Consider the following 17,759-nt stretch of genomic DNA (forward strand, 5'->3'; position numbering starts at 1 on the left):
GGCCGCGGGGCCTGCGGCGGCCGGGCGCGCGGCTGGCCGGCGGGGGCCTCGGTCGGCGGGAGCGGCGGGGTCGGCTGAGCCCGCTGAGGCGGCGGCTGCGCCCCCTGGGGCGGCTGGGTCGACGAAGTCTGCTGGGTCGACGGAGTCGGCTGAACCAGCTCGGGCGGCGGCGTCGGCTCGGCCCGCTCGGGCGGCCAGGGCAGCTGAGCCGGCCGAGTTGGCCGGGGCGGCTGGGTCATCGGCCCTGCCAGTCGGGCGGGCGCCGAGCCGTGAACGCGGCGTGGAACTCGGCGTAGTCCGCGCTGTTCATCAGCAGCGCCTGCGTAGCCGCGTCCATCTCGATCGACGCGCCGAGCGGCATATCGAGCTCCGCCGTGAGCAGCGCCTTCGTCTGTGCGAGGGCGAGCGCGGGCCCGTCGGCGAGGCGGCGGGCCAGCGCCGCGGCCTCGGCCGCCGCCCGGCCCTCGTCGACCAGCTTGCTGATCAGCCCGATGCGCTCGGCCTCGGCCGCGCGCACCGGCTCGCCGAGCATCAGCAGCCGGGTGGCGTGCCCGAAGCCCACGACGCGCGGCAGCAGATACGCGGCGCCCATGTCGCCGCCGGACAGCCCGACCTTGGTGAACAGGAACGAGAAGCGCGCCGACGGGTCGGCGACCCGGAAGTCGGCGGCCAGGGCCAGCACCGCGCCGGCGCCCGCCGCGGCCCCGTGCACCGCGGCCACGACGGGGAAGGGGCACTCCCGCAGGGCGCGTACGACCTGCCCGGTCATACGGTTGAAGTCGAGCAGCCGGCGGGTGTCCATGGCGAGGGTGGCGCCGATGATGTCGTCGACGTCGCCGCCGGAGCAGAAGCCGCGGCCCTCCCCGCCCAGCACCAGGGCCCGTACGGAGCCCTCGCGGGACAGTTCGGCGAGCAGGTCGCGCAGATCGGCGTAGGCGCCGAAGGTGAGCGCGTTGAGCTTTTCGGGGCGGGCGAGGGTGACGGTCGCGACGCCGGCGTCGAGGGTCAGGCGCAGCTGGCGCCACTCCTTGGTCCCGGTCGCGGAGCCGGTGAACGGACTCATGGGCCAGGGCCTCCTTGAGCCGGGCGGCTGGTGCCTGCCCTCCGAAGTTATCACTCGACTGTGACTATCGTCACGAGTGCGCGATAAATACGGGCAGGAGAACCGCCGGAGAGGCCGCACCTCGTCAAGTGAGTGGTAATAAGTCACATCAAGAGTGGTCCATAGCCTCTTACGGCGCTATCGTCCGCTTCATACCTTCCCCGGCCGGCCGGCCTCGGGGAGGCGCCCCCAGGGTCGAAGGACGGAGGACGCCCACCGTTTGCCCGAGACCGTTGCCCTAAGACCGCGAGGTTTCGACACCGACTGGACCGAGCCGTGCCCGTGCCCGACCCCGCCTCCGCCTCCGCGATCGCCTCCTGGCGTTTCGCCCTCCCCCACACCCCGGTGGCCGTTCCGCTGGCCCGCGCGCTGGTCCGCAACACCCTCGCGGACACCGGCACACCCGTGGACCGCCACGCCGCGGAGCTGCTGACGGCCGAGCTGGTCGCCAACGCGGTGCAGCACACGGACGGCGACGAGCCCATAGAGCTGGTGATGGGGCTGGCGCCGACCGGCCAGTGGCAGGTCGAGGTGCACGACCGGGACCCGGCCCCACCGGCCGCCCTCCGCGACCCTGACACGAAGAGCGACCGCGGCTCACAAAACAGGCCCAGCGCGCAGGACGGACCGGACACGCCGAACAGCGGCGCCCCCGACCCGCGCGAGGTGTCCGAGCGCGGCCGTGGCCTGCAACTGCTCAGGACCCTCAGCGCGGAGGCGGGCTACCGCCCCACCCCCGAGGGCAAGGCGGTCTGGTTCACGCTCAGAGCGCGTTGAGGCGCCGCTTGAGCAGGCAGAACTCATTGCCCTCGGGGTCGGCGAGAACATGCCAGGACTCATCGCCGGTCTGGCCGATGTCGGCCCGGCGCGCCCCGAGCTTCAGGAGGCGTTCGAGCTCGGCGTCCTGATCGCGGTCGGTGGCGTTGACGTCGATGTGCAACCGGGCCTTCCCCGGCTCCGGCTCGTCCCTGCGGCTGAGGATGATCGTCGGCTGCGGACCGCCGAACCCTTCGCGCGGCCCGATCTCAAGGGTGCCGTCCTCTTCGCGATCGAGCACGACGAAGTCCAGGACCTCGCACCAGAACCGCGCCAGCACCTCGGGGTCGTGGCAACCGAGCACGAGCTCACTGATACGACATGCCATTGACGCAACCTACTCTCGGCGTGGGAAATGACCTCGAGACCGTACCGGGCGAGTCGAGCAGGTGCGAAGGGCTATACGGGGCCTCGCCCCCGATGCGCCTTGGGCGCGCTAGGGCCGTCCGAGCGTGGCGACCAGCACCGCCTTGATCGTGTGCATCCGGTTCTCGGCCTCGTCGAAGACGACGGAGTGAGCGGATTCGAAGACCTCGTCGGTGACCTCGAGCGACGTCAGCCCGTGCTGCTCGTGGATCTCGCGGCCGACGGCGGTGCCCAGGTCATGGAAGGCCGGCAGGCAGTGCAGGAACTTCACGTCGTCGTTGCCGGTGGCGCGCAGTACGTCCATGGTGACCGCGTACGGGCCGAGCAGCGCTATGCGCTCGGCCCAGACCTCCTTCGGCTCGCCCATCGACACCCACACGTCGGTGGCGACGAAGTCCGCCCCGGCCACGCCCTCGGCGATGTCCTCGGTGAGCGTGACGCGGGCGCCCGACTCCTTCGCGAGCCCGTGGGCCTGCTCGACGACGGCCTCGTCGGGCCACAGCTCCCGGGGGGCGACGATCCGTACGTCCATGCCCAGCAGCGCGCCGGTGATCAGGTAGGAGTTGCCCATGTTGTAGCGGGCGTCACCGAGGTAGGCGAAGCCGATCCCGGCCAGCGGCTTGTCGCTGTGCTCGGTCATGGTGAGCACGTCGGCGAGCATCTGGGTGGGGTGCCAGTCGTCGGTGAGGCCGTTGTAGACGGGCACTCCGGCGTGCGCGGCAAGCTCCTCGACGACGTCCTGTCCGCTGCCGCGGTACTCGATCCCGTCGTACATCCGGCCCAGCACGCGCGCGGTGTCCTTGACCGACTCCTTGTGGCCGATCTGGGAGCCCGACGGGTCCAGGTAGGTGGTGGAGGCGCCCTGGTCGGCGGCAGCGACCTCGAAGGCGCAGCGGGTGCGGGTGGAGGTCTTCTCGAAGATCAGCGCGATGTTCTTGCCCGTGAGCCGCCGGTCCTCGGCACCCGCGCGCTTGGCCGCCTTCAGCTCGGCGGCCAGGGCGACCAGGTGGCGGAACTCCTCGGCGGTGAAGTCCAGCTCCTTGAGGAAGTGGCGGCCGGTGAGATCTGTCGCCATGTCGGGCTCCTAGGGTGCGATCACGAGGGGAAGGAGGAACGATGGAAGTCTATACGAGACACCGTATATATACGGAAGCCCGCTCGACTAGATCGCGTCCCGCTCGACCGGGCAGCTCATACAGCGCGGCCCGCCCCGCCCCCGTCCCAGCTCGCTGCCCGGGATCGTGATGACCTCGATCCCGCGTTTGCGCAGATGGGTGTTTGTGGTCGCGTTCCGCTCGTAGGCGAGCACCACCCCCGGCTCCACCGCCAGCACATTGCAGCCGTCGTCCCACTGCTCGCGCTCCGCCGCGTGCACGTCCTGTGTGGCCGTGAGCACCCGGATGGCGTCCAGGCCGAGCGCGGCCGCTATCGCCCGGTGCATATGCTCCGGCGGATGGTCGGTGACCTTGAGCTCCTGGTCGGCGCTGCCCGGCTCGATGGTGTACGAGCGGAGCATCCCCAGGCCCGCGTACTGGGTGAAGGTGTCCCCGTCGACCATGGTCATCACGGTGTCCAGGTGCATGAACGCCCGCGTCTTGGGCATGTCGAGCGCCACGATCGTCCGGGCGGAGCCGGCCGCGAACAGCCCGCGCGCCAGCATCTCCACCGCCTGCGGCGTGGTCCGCTCGCTCATTCCGATCAGCACCGCGCCATTGCCGATCACCAGGACGTCGCCGCCCTCGATCGTCGACGGATAGGCCGCCTGCCCCTCCGACCAGACGTGGAAGCCGCCGTCCGCGAAGAGCGGGTGGTGGCGGTAGACGGCCTCGTAGTGGACCGTCTCGTGCCAGCGGGCGGGCCAGCGCATCGCGTTGATGGACACCCCGTCGTACACCCAGGCGGAGGCGTCCCGGGTGAAGAGGTGGTTGGGGAGCGGGTCCACCACGAAGTCGTCCGGCTCCATGGTGTGGAAGCGGATGGAGACCGGCTCCGGACAGCGCTCCAGATACTCCCGCTTGGTCATCCCGCCGATCAGCGACCCCGCCAGCTCGGCGCCGCCCAGTTCGTCGAAGGCCGCCCGCAGATGGTCGGTGGCCAGCGGGCCGTACTCCTTCTCGTCGAAGACGCGGTCCAGCACCAGCGCCCGCGCCGCCGGGACGGCCATGCTCTCGGCCAGCAGATCCCCGAAGAGATGCACCTCGACGCCGCGATCCCGCAATACGTCGGCGAAGCCGTCGTGCTCCTGGCGGGCGCGGCGCACCCACAGGACGTCGTCGAAGAGGAGCGCGTCCTTGTTGGAGGGGGTGAGCCGCTTCAGCTCCAGGTCGGGGCGGTGCAGGATGACGCGGCGCAGCCGCCCGGCCTCGGAGTCCACATGGAAACCCATGTCTCCATCTTCGCCGCTGCGGCCCCGCGGTGAACGCCGTACGGGCGTCCTCGTGAGCCGTGTGCCTCCGCGCTACCGCGCGGCCAGGACGACGATCAGGACCAGGGCCACGGAGATCACCCCCAGCAGGACGGACACCCACAGCTGGCCGGGCTGCAGATCGATCCGGCCGCCGTCCTCACCACGGCGCGGCCGCCGGCGGCGCATCCCGCGCCGGGCGGCGGTGGCCGCCGCGGCCTCGTGTTCGCGGCACTCCTCGGCCGCGCTGGTGAACAGCTCCTTCCAGGCCCGTTCACCGAAGCCCGTGGGCTGCCGCGAGTCCACGATGCGGCGGACCACCTCGCGGCCCGCGCCGCCCCGTGCGGCCCACAGCGCGGGCACCACGCAGGCCAGCAGTTCCGGGGTGCCGCCGCGCTGGGCGCAGGGGCGGACCAGGCCGTCGTACAGCATCAGCGCATTGCGCACCCGCAGCCGGTCGTCGGCGCCCGACGGCTCCCCCGCGTCGAGGTAGAGCCTGGCCAGCAGCACCTTCTCGCAGACCGCGTCCGCGAGCTCCGGCCCGCGCTCGGGGGCTCGGCGCACCAGCTCCACGACGACGCGGGTGGCCCGGTCCGCGGGCATCCCGTCGTCGAGCGCGCTCAGCAGCAGGCCGTCGTCGGCCTCGCGCAGCGCCGCGGGGAACGCCTCGCCGCCCTGGCGCAGCACCTCGCGCAGTCTCCGCGCTCCCGCCACCGGGGCGGCCGGGCGCGCCAGATCCGCTTGCTCCGCCGCGTGTTCCGCCCCCTGCTCCTCCAGCATCGCTTCGTCCAACATCTCCTCGTCCACCATCGCCGTCGTTCTCCTCACAGCGCTTCCAGCACCTCCCGTATCCGTGCGGCCGCCCGTGCGTCGAGCGGTTCATGACCCTCCTGCGCCAGCAGCGGCAGGAAGTCGCACAACACCGCCAACTGCCGCTCGTCACCGGCCGCCCGCCGCATCCAGCCCACGAGCGCGTCCTCGGCCGCCTCGGCCGATCTGGCCCAGGTCAGCGCGGCCCGCAGCAGTTCCGCCAGCGCCGACCGGCACTGCGGGCGGGCCGCCAGCAGCGCCGTGGCCAGCGGCCAGGCGGCGTACGGCGCCAACTCCGGCACCTCCCGCAGCCCCCACAGATGTGAGGTGCGGGTCCCGACCGCGCGCAACACCGTCAGCAGCGCGAGATCGCGGCGGGAGCGGCGGGTGTCGCCCAGCCAGTGGGTCAGCCGCGCCAGTACGGTCCCGGGCTGCGCCCCGGCCAGCAACCGCACCGCGCTGTACGAGGCGGTGGAGCCGCCGTCCGTGGCGGCGATCCGGGCCAGTTCCTCCAGGGACGCGGTGACCGACCCCGCCGCCAGGCCGTAGCCGTGGGCGAGCGCGGCGGTCTCGCGCTCCCGCTCGTCGCCGCCCGCCGCCCAGCCGCTCAGCAGGCCCGCCACGGCGGGCCGTACATCGGCGTCGCGCGACGCCTCGGCGAGCGCCGTCGCCGCCGCCATGCGCTGCACCGGGCTGTCGCCGCGGGCCAGCGGGAGCAGCAGTTCGGTGAGGCCGTACAGATAGTCGCGGGCGCTGAGCACGCCCGCGGCGACGGCGGCGCGCACCCACACCTGGGGCCGCGGGTCGTCGCACAGGCCGCGCAGCCAGCGCGCCATCGGGCCACGGGTGTTGTGGTGGTGGTCCCACACCTCGAAGAGCACCGCGGGCGCGAGACCGCGCCCCTGGAACCACACCGTACGGACCGGCACGGCCGCCTCGCCCAGGTCCTCCACGCCCTCCCCCGGCACCGCGCGAGCGGCGGCCGGCAGGGCGTCGGCGGGCGCGGTGAACGGTGGTCGCCCGGGCGCGTACTGCGGGTCGAGGGTGACCGCCAGCTCCCAGGCCAGCAGTTCGGCGGCCTCGGCGGTGAGGCTGTGGGCCGAGCCGTTGAAGACGGCGAGGGCGATACGATGCGCCGCCCGGCGCAGCGCGGGCAGCGCGGCGGGCAGCGTGCCGGGCCGGGCGGCGTCCGCGAACCACTCGCGCGCCTGGCGCGGGGCGAACGACCGGCAGCGCGCGAGCAGTTCCGCCTCGGACAGCGCGCCCCGGGCGTGCTCGGCGAGATGTCCGGCCAGCCGGGCCGCCTCGCCGGGCAGCGGCTCCTCCAGGCCCAGGGCCTCGGTCACCTCGGCGCTCACGGCGCTCGCGCGGGCCTGGCGGATCAGCTCCGGCGGCTCGTCGGCCAGCAGGTCGGCCAGGTGGGCGTCGAGTACGTCGGCGGCGGCCGGGGGCTCGTACGGTATGGCGTGCCGGCGGCCGCGCAGCAGCCGGTCGGCCGCCTCGCCGCCGGAGACTCCGGAAACAAGGACGACGCAGAACGCCTCGTGCTCGGCGAAGTGCGCGCGCAGCCGGTCGAGCCGGGCCTCCGGGCCGGTGACCCCGAAGTCGGCTGGCTCGGTGGGCAGTTCGAGCAGATAGCCGTGGCCCCGCGCGGTCTTCTCGCCCACCGGGGCGGGGTGTTCGGCGCCTGAACCGGCGCCCGGGCCGGGCGCCGCACCGAGCCGCCACACCCCGCCGCCCGTCGTCTCGGCCAGCTCGGCCAGCAGCGCGAGCGCGGTCCAGCCGCGCCCGGAGCCGGGCTCGCCGCACAGCGCGAGGAGGTGGGTGCGGCGCAGGTGTTCGCGCATGGCCACGTAGCCCGGGCCCCGGCGGTGGATCCGGCGCAGCCGGGCCAGCTCGTCGTGGGCGACCGGCCCCTCGGGGAGCGGGCCTGCCGGGGCGGTGTGACCGTGGGCGTTGTCGTGGGGCTTCGCGGCGGTACGCGGATCCGTGCCGGTACGCGGATGCGCGTCCGTGTGCAGATTCGCGCACGCCTCGCGGGCCGCCCGGGCGCCGCCCGCCTCGCCGACGGTACCCAACGGGCTGTCCATGCCGTCCATGGGCAAGTCCAGGCGCGTGCTGTCCGTGTGGGTGGCTTCCGGTCCGCTCATCGCCCCGCCGTCCTTCGTGCCTGCTGCCGTCCGTATGTCGCGGCTCGGGGGCGGTCCGCTGATCCATCAGCGCCGTACGGCCGTCGCGGCCGTCGTACAGCTGCCATATGTCACGTGGTGGGGCTCCGGCCGAAGTGGGCGGCGGGGCTCTGCCCCCGTGCTCCGCTCCGCCGCCCTCCTCCGGTGCCGGGCGCTGGGCCGCGTGCACCCCCGTCGCACACGGTCCCGCTCCCTGTACCTTCTTCAGAGTCGCGGCCCGGGGCTCGGTCGGCTGTAGCCGTTTACACAGTCGGCGGAAGTTTTCGGGGGCTCATGCGCGGGCGCGCGCTCGTGAGCCGACCGCGGCCGGTCACCCCGTCGCGCGCCCCTCGGCCAGCAGGCGCAGCACTGCGGTGTCCACGACGACGAACCGGCGCGAGGCGGTCTGTACCACGCCCTGGTCGCGCAGCAGCCGCAGCGCCTTGGCGACCGCTTCCCGGGTGGACCCCACGGCGGCGGCGATGTCGTGCTGCGGCAGCGGCAGATCGACGGAGATGCCGCCGTCGGCTTCCGGGCGGCCGGTGCGTTCGGCGAGTTCGACGAGGCGGGCGGCGAGGCGCTGCAGCACCTTCTCGGAGGCCAGGGAGCGCCGTTCGCCGTCGGAGCTGCGCAGCCGGGAACTGAGCTGGCGCATGATCAGTACGGTGGCGGTGGGGCGCGCGGCCAGATACGCGCGGAAGCGGTCGCCGGAGACGACGACCGCTTCCAGCCGCCCGAGCGCGGTGACCGTGGCGCTGCGCGAGCCGTGGTCGACGGCGGCCTGGTCGCCGACCACCTCGCCCGCCCCGCGCAGGGCCAGTATCAGTCGGACACCGCGCTCGGTCTCCACCGAGACGGTGGCCCAGCCTGAGGTGATGGCGACGACGAAGGTCGTACGGTCGTGCTCGCGCAGCACGACCTGCGAGGGCTCATACGTCCGGTGTCTGCCGAGCGCGAGCAGCGCGCGCCGGTCCTGTGCGGGGAGTGCGTCAAGGAAGGGCCTGCCGCCCTCGAAGAGACTCATCCGCCCTCCCCGCTCGGTACCACGCGGCGGAGCCGCATATCGATAAGTGCGCCGCTCGGTGTGTTTGCCGTCCGGCTCGCGGAGAACACCCTCGCTGTTCCAGTTGTTCGGGACTGCTTCAGTTATAGGCGCGGCGGGCGGGTGTTGCGGAACGCCGCGACAGTCCTGAAACAGTCCGGCGAGAACCTTGCGACCGAGACATGAGCGACAGCACGCTAGGCACATGTCACAGGCACGTCAATGGCGCCTCGCCGCCCGGTCCTGCCGGGTACCCACCCGGTGCTGCCCGGTACGGAACACCGCGCCCGCGAGCGCCGCCACCGCGGCGGTCACTGCCGCGAAGACCCAGCCCGCGCACCCTGGCCCGCCGCTTCCACGCCGCGACAGGTACGACGCCGCTGCGCCGGCTTCAGGCCCAGCGGATTCGCGCGCCTGCAGCGGCCGTTAGAGCCGGGGGTCCACCGGCTCCGACTCCAGGGCCAGCACGCCGAACACCGCCTCGTGGACCCGCCACAGCGGCTCCCCCTCCGCCAGCCGGTCCAGCGCCTCCAACCCGAGCGCGTACTCACGCAGCGCGAGCGACCGCTTGTGGCCCAGGTGCCGCTCGCGCAGCCGGTCCAGGTTCTCCGGCCGGGTGTACTCCGGGCCGTAGATGATCCGCAGGTACTCGCGGCCACGGCACTTGACGCCCGGCTGGACGAGCCGGCCGTCCGTACCGTCCTTGCGCACCAGCCCCGCCAGCGGCTTGACCACCATGCCCTCGCCGCCCGCCACCGTCAGGTCCAGCCACCACCGCACGCCCTCGGCGACCGACGCCTCGTCCTCGGTGTCGACGACCAGCCGACGGGTGGGGGCGAGCAGCCGGTTCACATACTTCGGGACATAGGCGCAGATGCCGTTATTCGCATCGGCGTCCAGCTCCTCCCGCTCGACGATCCGGTCGATCAGCGCGAGCTGCTCGTCGTGCGGGAGGGCGGCGAGACTGCGGCCGCGCACCGCCAGGATCTGGAACGGCGCCAGCCGGATGCCGTCCAGGCCGTCCGTGCCGCGCGCCCCCACCGTACGGCGCCTGCCGGTCTCCTGCCGCTCGCCCGGCCAGCCGTGCTGCGGATCCCCCACCGGCCAGCAGTAGCGCCGGTAGGCCTCGGTGAACGCGGCCGCGTCGGCGGCGCGTTCACGCTGCTTGTCGAGCAGGGCGGCCACCTCCACGCCGCGCGCGGCGGCCGACTCCAGGGCCGCGAGCGCCCCGGGGAACGCGGCGCCCGAGGCCGCGCCCACGGCCGCGTACTGGTTGCGCAGCAGCCCCTCTGCCTTCAGCGACCACGGCATCAGCTCGGCGTCGAGCAGCAGCCAGTCGGTGTCCAGCTCCTCCCACAGGCCCTCGCGGCCGATGGTGCCGCGCAGCCGGTGCAGGATGCGCTCGGTCACCGTCGGGTCGTCGAAGAACGGCCGGCCCGTACGCGTGTACAGCGCGCCGGACACGCCCTCCGGCGCGCCGAAGCGCTCGCGCGCGGCCTCCTCGTCGCGGCAGACCAGCACCACCGCGCGCGAGCCCATGTGCTTCTCCTCACAGACGACCTGGCGCACCCCGTCCGCCCGGTAGGCGGCGAACGCCTCCGCCGGGTGCTCCAAGAAGCTTCCATCAGCGGCTCCGCCGCGGGCCTCCTCCTTGGACGTCGCGCAGGGGGCCATGGTCGGCGGGAGGTAGGGCAGCAGCCTCGGGTCGATGGCGAAGCGGCTCATGACCTCAAGCGCCGCCGCCGCGTTCTCCTCCTTCACCGCGATGCGGCCCATGTGCCGGGTCTCGATGACACGGCGGCCGTGTACATCCTTCAGGTCGAGCGGCCGGCCGTCGGCGCCACCCGGGCCCTCGGTCGTCAGGGGCTTGACGGGCTCGTACCAGACCCGCTCGGCGGGGACGTCCACCAGCTCGCGCTCGGGCCAGCGCAGGGCGGTCATCCGGCCGCCGAAGACACAGCCGGTGTCCAGGCAGATGGTGTTGTTCAGCCAGGACGCCCGAGGGGTCGGGGTGTGGCCGTAGACCACGGCGGCCCGGCCGCGGTAGTCCTCGGCCCACGGGTAGCGCACGGGCAGGCCGAACTCGTCGGTCTCGCCGGTCGTGTCGCCGTACAGCGCATGCGAGCGGACCCGGCCTGAGGTGCGGCCGTGGTACTTCTCGGGCAGCCCGGCGTGGCAGACCACCAGGGCGCCGCCGTCCAGCACGTAGTGGCTGACGAGCGAGGCGATGAAGTCCCGCACCTGGTCGCGGAAGGCCGGGTCGGTGCCGTCCTCCTTCTCCAACTGCTCGATGGTCTGAGCCAGGCCGTGGGTGTGCTGGACGTTGCGGCCCTTGAGGTAGCGGCCCAGCTTGTTCTCGTGGTTGCCGGGCACGCACAGCGCCGCGCCCGAGGCGACCATGCCCATCACCAGGCGCAGCACACCGGGGCTGTCGGGCCCGCGGTCCACGAGGTCGCCGACGAAGACGGCCGTACGTCCCTCGGGGTGGGTGGCGTCCACGGGGCGGCCGAGGGGGTCGCGGTCCAGCGCGTAGCCGAGCCGGCCGAGCAGGGTCTCCAGCTCCGAGCGGCAGCCGTGGATGTCGCCGATGATGTCGAACGGGCCGGTGAGGTGGCGCAGATCGTTGTAGCGGCGCTCGGTGACGATCCCGGCGGTCTCGACCTCCTCCTCGCCGCGCAGGATGTGCACCTTGCGGAAGCCCTCGCGCTCCAGGGACTTCAGCGACCGGCGCAGCTCACGGCGCTGGCGCGGGATGACATGGGCGGGCAGGTCCGCCCGGTCGGGGCGCTCGGCGTTGCGCCGCACGCAGACGCTCTCCGGCACGTCCAGGACGATGGCGACGGGCAGTACGTCGTGCTCACGGGCCAGCTCGATCAGGCTGCGGCGGGCCTGGGACTGGACGTTGGTCGCGTCGACCACGGTGAGCCGCCCGGCGGCGAGCCGCTTGCCCGCGATGTAGTGGAGCAGATCGAAGGCGTCGGGGGTGGCGCTCTGGTCGTTCTCGTCGTCGGCGACCAGCCCGCGGCAGACGTCGGAGGACACGATCTGGGTGGGCAGGAAGTGGCGGCGGGCGAAGGTGGACTTGCCGGAGCCGGTGGTGCCGATGAGAACCACGAGGGCCAGGTCGGGCACGGCGAGGCCGCGCGTGGTGGAAGTCATGCGGCCGTCTCCTTCGCGGTCGTGGTGTTGGTCTCAGGGGTGGTTTCCGTGTCGGTCCCGCTGCCGGCCTCGCTGCCGTCCCCGGTCCCGGTGCCGAGGCGGAACAGCGCGAGCTGGGTCGGCGGGCCGACCTCGGGGTCGTCGGGGCCGACGGGCCGGAACTCCACCGCGTACCCATGGCGTTCGGCGACGGTCAGCGCCCAGCCCTGGAACTCCTCCCGCGTCCACTCGAAGCGGTGGTCGGGGTGGCGCACCCGCCCGGCGGGCAGGGTCTCCCAGCGCACGTTGTACTCCACGTTCGGCGTGGTCACCACGACCGTACGGGGCCGGGCGGCGCCGAACACCGCGTACTCCAGGGCGGGCAGCCGCGGCGGGTCCAGATGCTCGACCACCTCGCTGAGCACCGCGGCGTCATACCCGCGCAGCCGGCTGTCGGTGTACGCCAGCGACCCCTGGATCAGCTTCACCCGCGCCGAGCGTCGCTCGCCCATCCGGTCCAGGCGCAGCCGCCGGGCCGCCTCGTTCAGCGCGCGCATCGACACATCGACACCGACGATCTCGGTGAACCGCGTCTCCTTGAGCAGCGCGCCCACCAACTGTCCCTGTCCACAGCCCAGGTCGAGCACCCGGGCGGCGTCGGCCGAGCGCAGGGCGTCGAGGATCGCCTCGCGCCGCCGCACGGCCAGCGGCACCGGCTTGTCCTCGGTGTCGGACCGCTCGTCCACCGCGTTGTCGATCTCCTCCACCTCCGTGTCGTCCGTCTCCGCGAGCCGGACCAGCTCAAGCCGCTCCAGGGCGCTGCGGGTGAGCGACCAACGGCGGGCCAGGTAGCGGCTGGTGATGAGCCGCCGCTCGGGGTGGTGCTCCAGCCAGCCCTCGCCGGAGTCGATCAGCTTGTCCACCTCGTCCGGGGCCACCCAGTAGTGCTTGGCGTCGTCGAGCACCGGCAGCAGCACATACAGATGGCGCAGCGCGTCGGCCAGTCGCAGCTCGCCCTCCAGCACCAGCCGTACGTACCGCGAGTCGCCCCACTGCGGGAACTGCTCGTCCAGCGGGACCGGCTCGGCGGTCACCTCCCAGCCCAGCGGCTCGAAGATCGCCACCACCAGCTCGGCGCCACCCCGCGCGGGGAGGGCGGGCACCTCGATCCGCAGCGGCATCGCCCGCTCCGGCAGCTCGGGCCGCGCCTTGCAGCGGCCCTTGAGAGCGCTGGAGAAGACGCTGCTGAGGGCGACGGAGAGCAGTGAGGAGGCGGCGTACGGGCGGTCGTTGACGTAGTTCCCGAGCGCCGCGTCCGGGGCGCCGCCCCGGCCCTTGCCCCGGCCCCGGCGCACCAGCGCCACCGGATCCACCTCCAGCAGCAGCGCCGCCGTACAGCGCTCGACGTCCGCCTCGGGGTAGAAGACGTGCGCCGTGCCATGGGAGGTCGAGAACCGCTGCGCGTTGTCGGGGTGCTTATGCAGCAGGAACCCGAGGTCGGTCGCGGGGCGCTCGGCAGTGCCGGTGGTGGTTATCGTCAAGAACACCCGTCCGAGTATCGCCGGACCACCGCCGCGTTTCTAATGGTTTAGTCCCACGCTCTCCCCCCTTCCATCAGCTACCGACACCAGCTACTGACGCCGGCCACTTCCGCTCGCCGCTTGCATATGTTCAGTCACTTCCGCTCGTCGGCCATCACGGCCGCCAGCTCCGCGATCCGGTCCGGCCCCACCCGGCAGCAGCCGCCGATGAGTCGCGCGCCCGCGTCGCGCCACGCCTTCACCCGTGCCGGGTCGAACGTCGCCCGGCCGCGCCAGCCGCGGGCCTTGGCGTCCCACTCCTCGCCGCTGTTCGGATAGACCACCACCGGCTTGCCCGTGGTCGTCGCGGCGATCTCCACCGCCCGGTCGGCGTCGCCCGGCTCACAGCAGTTGACGCCCACGGCCAGCACCTGGTCGTTCCCCGCCGCCAGGGCGAACGCCTCGCGCAGCGGCTGCCCGGCCCGGGTCTGCTCTCCCGCGATGCTGTACGACAGCCACACCGGTATCCCACAGCCCTCGACCGCCCGCAGCAGCGCCTCGGCCTCATCGGCGTCCGGCACCGTCTCCAGCGCGAGCACATCGGGTCCGGCCGCGGCCAGTGCCTCGATCCGCGGCCGGTGGAACCGCTCCAACTCGCCGACGCGTCGTCCGTAGCGTCCGCGGTACTCGCTGCCGTCCGCCAGCATCGCCCCGTACGGACCGACGGAGGCGGCCACCCACACCGGCCGGTCGGCGGTGCCGCCCGCGTCCTCGGCCGCCCGGCGCGCCAGCTCCACGCTGCGCTCCAGCAGCGCCGTGGCCTCCTTCTCCAGCACGCCCCGACGGGCGAAGCCCTCGTAGGTCGCCTGATAGCTACTGGTGATCAGCACCCGTGCGCCCGCCCGCGCATACGCCGCATGGGCCTCCTCGATCTGCCGCGGGTCGTCGGCCAGCAGCCGGGCCGACCACAGCTCATCGGAGAGATCGCAGCCCTGCGCCTCCAGCTGATTGGACAGCCCGCCGTCGAGGACGAGCGGCCCGCGCTCCAGGGCGGCGGCCAGTGGCGTACGGCGGGCAGACATCACGGGTGCTCCTTGCTCAGATGGTGCGGTGGTGCGGTGGTGCGGTCATGCGGTGGTGCGGTGGTGCGCGGGTTTCAGCCCAGCTGGGTCTGGACCTGCGAGGAGATCAGCTCCAGGTGGTCGAGGTCGTCGAGGTCCAGAATCTGGAGATAGATCCGCGACGAGCCGGCCTGCGCGTACTGGCCGATCGTGTCGACGACCTCGGCCGGCGAGCCCGCCAGACCGTTCTCCTTCAGCTCGTCCACCTTGCGTCCGATGGCATCGGCCCGCCGGGCGACCTCGGCGTCGTCCTTGCCCACGCAGACCACCAGCGCATTGGAGTACACCAGGTCGTCGCCCTTGCGGCCCGCGGCCTCGGCCGCCGCCCGCACCCGTCCGAACTGCCGCTCACTGTCCTCGGCCGAGGCGAACGGCATGTTGAACTCGTCCGCGTACTGCGCCGCGAGGCGGGGGGTGCGGGTCTTGCCGTGGCCGCCGATCAGCACGGGCACCCGGTCCTGCGCGGGCTTGGGGAGCGCGGGCGAGTCGGCGAGCTGGTAGTGCGTCCCCTCGTATCCGAAGGTCTCGCCGACCGGCGTGCGCCACAGACCGGTGACGATGGCCAGCTGCTCCTCCAGCCTGGCGAACTTCTCCGCCGGGAAGGGGATGCCGTACGCCCGGTGCTCCTCCTCGTACCAGCCCGCGCCCAGGCCCAGCTCCACACGGCCACCGGACATCTGGTCCACCTGCGCGACCTGGATCGCGAGCACGCCCGGCAGCCGGAAGGTCGCGGCCGTCATCAGCGTGCCGAGCCGGATCCGCCGGGTCTCGCGGGCGATCCCGGCCAGGGTGATCCACGCGTCGGTGGGGCCCGGCAGCCCGTCGACGTCTCCCATTTTCATATAATGGTCGGAGCGGAAGAACGCGTCGAAGCCCAGATCCTCGGTGGCCTTGGCGACGGAGAGCAGGGTGTCGTAGCTCGCCCCCTGCTGGGGCTCGGTGAAGATTCGCAGATCCATGGATCCCATCCTGCACTGTCATGCCGCGCCACCCCACTCCAGCACCGTCATGTGCCTGAGCATCCCGTGCACCCGGTCCCTCGCCTCGTCCGCCGCGTCGATCGCCTCGACGCACTGCCAGTACAGCGCCTCCTCGTCTGTGTTGGAGGCGACGCCGACCAGCGCGAAACCCGCCTCCGCGAGCAGATCGCCGAGGGCCAGCAACACCTCCCTCGGATCCCTCACCTCGGACAGCTGGCCGGCCCGTAAGCCCCCGCTGTGCAAGGCCGGGTGATGCAGCGCGGGGTGGAACAGGGCGCCGCGCGCCCTGCTTCCCGCCTCGCACAGGCCGCGCGCCTCCGCGCGCGCGGCTGCCGGACCACTCACCACGAAATGGCCACCGATCGCCTCCGCGAGCGCCTGTATCTGCCAGGCCTCGGCCACGATGTCATGCACGGTCCCGGCCTGCGCCAGAGCGTGCCGCGTGACACCGATCAGCCGCATCGCGTCCATGCCCCGCTCCCCTCTCGAACGGACTTCCCACACCCGTCACTCCTCCACTACCCAGAGTGATGACTAACAGGCAGAAAAGCTAGGGGAATTCAGGAATCTGTTGACAACAGTTACGTTGTGGATAACTTCATAACCACAGAGAGTGACGAAACGAAGATCCCTAACGCCTGGTGGCCGGAAAACGGACCTCATTGCGGTCGATCTTGGCCGCGAGAGCCGCCAGCGCGTCGATCCCCAACACCTCGCAGAACTGGAGCAGATACGCCAACACGTCGGCGACCTCGTCCTCGACCCGGGCCGCGCTCCCCGACTCCTCCATCACCCGCGCCGACTCCTCGGGCGTCAGCCACTGGAAGATCTCCACCAGCTCCGACGCCTCGACGCTCAGCGCCGTCGCCAGGTTCTTGGGCGTGTGGTACGGCTGCCAGTCGCGCGCCGCGGCGAACGCGGCCAGCCGAGCCTGCAGCGCCCGCACATCCCGCCCCTCGACCTGCGACTCCCCGGCCTGCGACTCATCGGGCTGTCGGTACTCTCGTGCCTCGCTCACACCCCAGGTGTACCACTGTCGCCCCAGCCGTCTCCTCCGCAGCCGCCCCCTCCGTACCCGGCGGCTCCGCCACCGGCGGCTCCGCCACCGTCCCCACCAGCCGGATGTGCCCCCGTGCGCACATCCGCGCCGCGACCCTCAGCAGCGCCCGCGCCTGCCGCCGGTCCAGGCACCGGTCGAACCCGTCGGCCAGCACCGTCAGCGCCTGCCGCGCCGAGAGCACATCCGCCGCCGGGTCCATCTCCAGCACCCCCGGCCCGGTGAGCAGCACCAGCGCGAGGGCGATATAGCGCAGCTCCCCGTCCCCCAGCCGCTCGACGGGCATCGCCCCCAGCTCCCCCTGCGCCAGCAGGGCCCGTACCACCCCGTCCGCCGGCCCCTCCGTGACCAGGTCCTCCACCGGCCCGGTGCACCCCGCCCGCACCGCCGCGACCAGCGCCGCATGCCGGGAGCCGCACTCCCGGCTGGTGCGCCGCAGCACCGCCGCCAGGTTCTCGCAGCCGCCGCGCAGCCGCCCGTCCCGCGGCGGCGCCGGCGCCCGCATCCGCTCCGGGCGCGGATCGCAGACGAAGACGGACCGCAGCGCGACGACGACCTGCTCGGCGGCGGCCAGCGCCAGCCGCTGCCCCTCGGTCTTGCCCGCCACCCGCAGCGGCAGCAGCGCGGTGGCCAGCCGGTCGTCGGGCAGCGGGGCGCGGGTGACCGCGACCGCCCCCGCCGTGTGCCAGGCGGCCTGCACCCGGCGCCGCCCCGGGTCGCGCAGCGCCGTCTCCAGCAGGGTCTCCCCCGCGCCCGTCATCCGCTCGCCCACGATCCGCAGCTCGGGCTCCGCCTGCACGGCCACATCCAGCCGCACCGGCCCGACCGGGCCGTCCACCGTGCAGCCGATCCGGAAGCCGCGCCGCCCCTGCCCGTCCGGCCGGGCGCGCCGCGGGATGTACCCGGCGGGGTCGCGGAAGACCTCCTCAAGACGCTGGCCACCCGCCAGGCGCGCGAGCGCGGCGTACGCCTCCAACACGCCGGACTTGCCGCTTCCGCTCGGCCCGGCGATCAAGGTCAGCGGCCCCAAGGGAAAGGCCGCGCGGCAGTGCGTCTTGAAGGCCGACAGCCTCAACTCCGTGACGACCGGCCGCAGTCCGGATGCGCTCATGCCCGGGAACGTATCTCCCGCGCCGCACCGCCGAACCGTTCCGTCTTACGTATCTTCCTAATCTTCCTACGATCGGGCGATGGCGACCGCCCGCCTGACATGACGAATGACATGACGAACCGGG

15 protein-coding genes are annotated in these 17,759 nt (G+C 73.0%); 1 reads left to right on the forward strand and 14 read right to left on the reverse strand.

What is annotated here, in order from left to right; translation table 11 throughout:
- Window positions 1–235: 235 nt before the first annotated feature.
- Complete coding sequence (locus ACWDSL_RS34175; RefSeq protein ID WP_450491839.1) at window positions 236–1,063, reverse strand: enoyl-CoA hydratase family protein; 828 nt, start codon at window positions 1,061–1,063, stop codon at window positions 236–238.
- Window positions 1,064–1,378: 315 nt separating this feature from the next.
- On the opposite strand from ACWDSL_RS34175, the gene ACWDSL_RS34180 reads away from it, so the two are divergent.
- Window positions 1,379–1,879 carry an ATP-binding protein gene (locus ACWDSL_RS34180; protein ID WP_450491840.1) on the forward strand — a complete coding sequence of 167 codons (501 nt, stop codon included), beginning with the start codon at window positions 1,379–1,381 and terminating at the stop codon, window positions 1,877–1,879.
- Here ACWDSL_RS34180 and ACWDSL_RS34185 read toward each other — a convergent pair.
- From ACWDSL_RS34185 to ACWDSL_RS34245, 13 genes are all read right to left on the reverse strand, one after another.
- On the reverse strand, window positions 1,866–2,246 hold the full coding sequence (locus tag ACWDSL_RS34185; RefSeq protein WP_450491841.1) for a VOC family protein: 381 nt from the start codon (window positions 2,244–2,246) through the stop codon (window positions 1,866–1,868). The genes ACWDSL_RS34180 and ACWDSL_RS34185 overlap by 14 nt on opposite strands.
- Before the next feature lie 108 nt (window positions 2,247–2,354).
- On the reverse strand, window positions 2,355–3,359 hold the full coding sequence (argF, locus tag ACWDSL_RS34190; protein WP_450491842.1) for an ornithine carbamoyltransferase: 1,005 nt from the start codon (window positions 3,357–3,359) through the stop codon (window positions 2,355–2,357).
- An 87-nt stretch (window positions 3,360–3,446) separates the two neighbouring features.
- The gene (locus ACWDSL_RS34195) at window positions 3,447–4,670 is read right to left on the reverse strand and encodes an arginine deiminase (protein ID WP_450491843.1); all 1,224 of its coding nucleotides are present in this window, start codon (window positions 4,668–4,670) and stop codon (window positions 3,447–3,449) included.
- 72 nt (window positions 4,671–4,742) lie between these two features.
- Window positions 4,743–5,516, reverse strand: a complete 774-nt coding sequence (locus tag ACWDSL_RS34200) for a hypothetical protein (protein WP_450491844.1) — start codon at window positions 5,514–5,516, stop codon at window positions 4,743–4,745.
- Window positions 5,513–7,648 (reverse strand): hypothetical protein, encoded by a 2,136-nt coding sequence (locus ACWDSL_RS34205; RefSeq protein ID WP_450491845.1) that lies wholly within the window; start codon window positions 7,646–7,648, stop codon window positions 5,513–5,515. The genes ACWDSL_RS34200 and ACWDSL_RS34205 overlap by 4 nt, the downstream gene beginning before the upstream one ends.
- Window positions 7,649–7,997: 349 nt before the next feature.
- Window positions 7,998–8,690 (reverse strand): Crp/Fnr family transcriptional regulator, encoded by a 693-nt coding sequence (locus ACWDSL_RS34210; protein WP_450491846.1) that lies wholly within the window; start codon window positions 8,688–8,690, stop codon window positions 7,998–8,000.
- Between the two features lie 444 nt (window positions 8,691–9,134).
- Window positions 9,135–11,867, reverse strand: coding sequence for a polynucleotide kinase-phosphatase (locus tag ACWDSL_RS34215; protein WP_450491847.1), 2,733 nt, complete (start codon window positions 11,865–11,867; stop codon window positions 9,135–9,137).
- Window positions 11,864–13,393, reverse strand: coding sequence for a 3' terminal RNA ribose 2'-O-methyltransferase Hen1 (locus ACWDSL_RS34220; RefSeq protein WP_450491848.1), 1,530 nt, complete (start codon window positions 13,391–13,393; stop codon window positions 11,864–11,866). Before ACWDSL_RS34220 ends, ACWDSL_RS34215 begins: the two co-directional genes overlap by 4 nt.
- Before the next feature lie 128 nt (window positions 13,394–13,521).
- Window positions 13,522–14,448 (reverse strand): homocysteine S-methyltransferase, encoded by a 927-nt coding sequence (gene mmuM, locus ACWDSL_RS34225; RefSeq protein ID WP_450491849.1) that lies wholly within the window; start codon window positions 14,446–14,448, stop codon window positions 13,522–13,524.
- Window positions 14,449–14,522: 74 nt separating this feature from the next.
- A complete protein-coding gene (locus tag ACWDSL_RS34230; RefSeq protein WP_450491850.1) occupies window positions 14,523–15,446 on the reverse strand; it encodes an LLM class F420-dependent oxidoreductase in 924 nt (307 codons plus the stop codon).
- A gap of 18 nt (window positions 15,447–15,464) precedes the next feature.
- Window positions 15,465–15,938, reverse strand: a complete 474-nt coding sequence (locus ACWDSL_RS34235) for a DUF6099 family protein (RefSeq protein WP_398528817.1) — start codon at window positions 15,936–15,938, stop codon at window positions 15,465–15,467.
- A gap of 160 nt (window positions 15,939–16,098) precedes the next feature.
- Entirely contained in the window at window positions 16,099–16,413 is a 315-nt protein-coding gene (locus ACWDSL_RS34240; RefSeq protein ID WP_089509159.1) for a nucleotide pyrophosphohydrolase, read from the reverse strand.
- A gap of 37 nt (window positions 16,414–16,450) precedes the next feature.
- A complete protein-coding gene (locus ACWDSL_RS34245; protein ID WP_450491851.1) occupies window positions 16,451–17,635 on the reverse strand; it encodes an AAA family ATPase in 1,185 nt (394 codons plus the stop codon).
- Window positions 17,636–17,759 lie beyond the last annotated feature (124 nt).

It is taken from the genome of Streptomyces sp. NPDC000941 (genome assembly GCF_053599555.1).

Coding starts and splice junctions, on each gene's coding strand:
- ACWDSL_RS34175 (WP_450491839.1), bottom strand. CDS start 1,063: ATGAGTCCGTTCACCGGCTCCGCGACCGGGACCAAGGAGTGGCGCCAG.
- ACWDSL_RS34185 (WP_450491841.1), bottom strand. CDS start 2,246: ATGGCATGTCGTATCAGTGAGCTCGTGCTCGGTTGCCACGACCCCGAG.
- argF (WP_450491842.1), bottom strand. CDS start 3,359: ATGGCGACAGATCTCACCGGCCGCCACTTCCTCAAGGAGCTGGACTTC.
- ACWDSL_RS34195 (WP_450491843.1), bottom strand. CDS start 4,670: ATGGGTTTCCATGTGGACTCCGAGGCCGGGCGGCTGCGCCGCGTCATC.
- ACWDSL_RS34205 (WP_450491845.1), bottom strand. CDS start 7,648: ATGAGCGGACCGGAAGCCACCCACACGGACAGCACGCGCCTGGACTTG.
- ACWDSL_RS34210 (WP_450491846.1), bottom strand. CDS start 8,690: ATGAGTCTCTTCGAGGGCGGCAGGCCCTTCCTTGACGCACTCCCCGCA.
- ACWDSL_RS34215 (WP_450491847.1), bottom strand. CDS start 11,867: ATGACTTCCACCACGCGCGGCCTCGCCGTGCCCGACCTGGCCCTCGTG.
- mmuM (WP_450491849.1), bottom strand. CDS start 14,448: ATGTCTGCCCGCCGTACGCCACTGGCCGCCGCCCTGGAGCGCGGGCCG.
- ACWDSL_RS34230 (WP_450491850.1), bottom strand. CDS start 15,446: ATGGATCTGCGAATCTTCACCGAGCCCCAGCAGGGGGCGAGCTACGAC.
- ACWDSL_RS34235 (WP_398528817.1), bottom strand. CDS start 15,938: ATGGACGCGATGCGGCTGATCGGTGTCACGCGGCACGCTCTGGCGCAG.
- ACWDSL_RS34245 (WP_450491851.1), bottom strand. CDS start 17,635: ATGAGCGCATCCGGACTGCGGCCGGTCGTCACGGAGTTGAGGCTGTCG.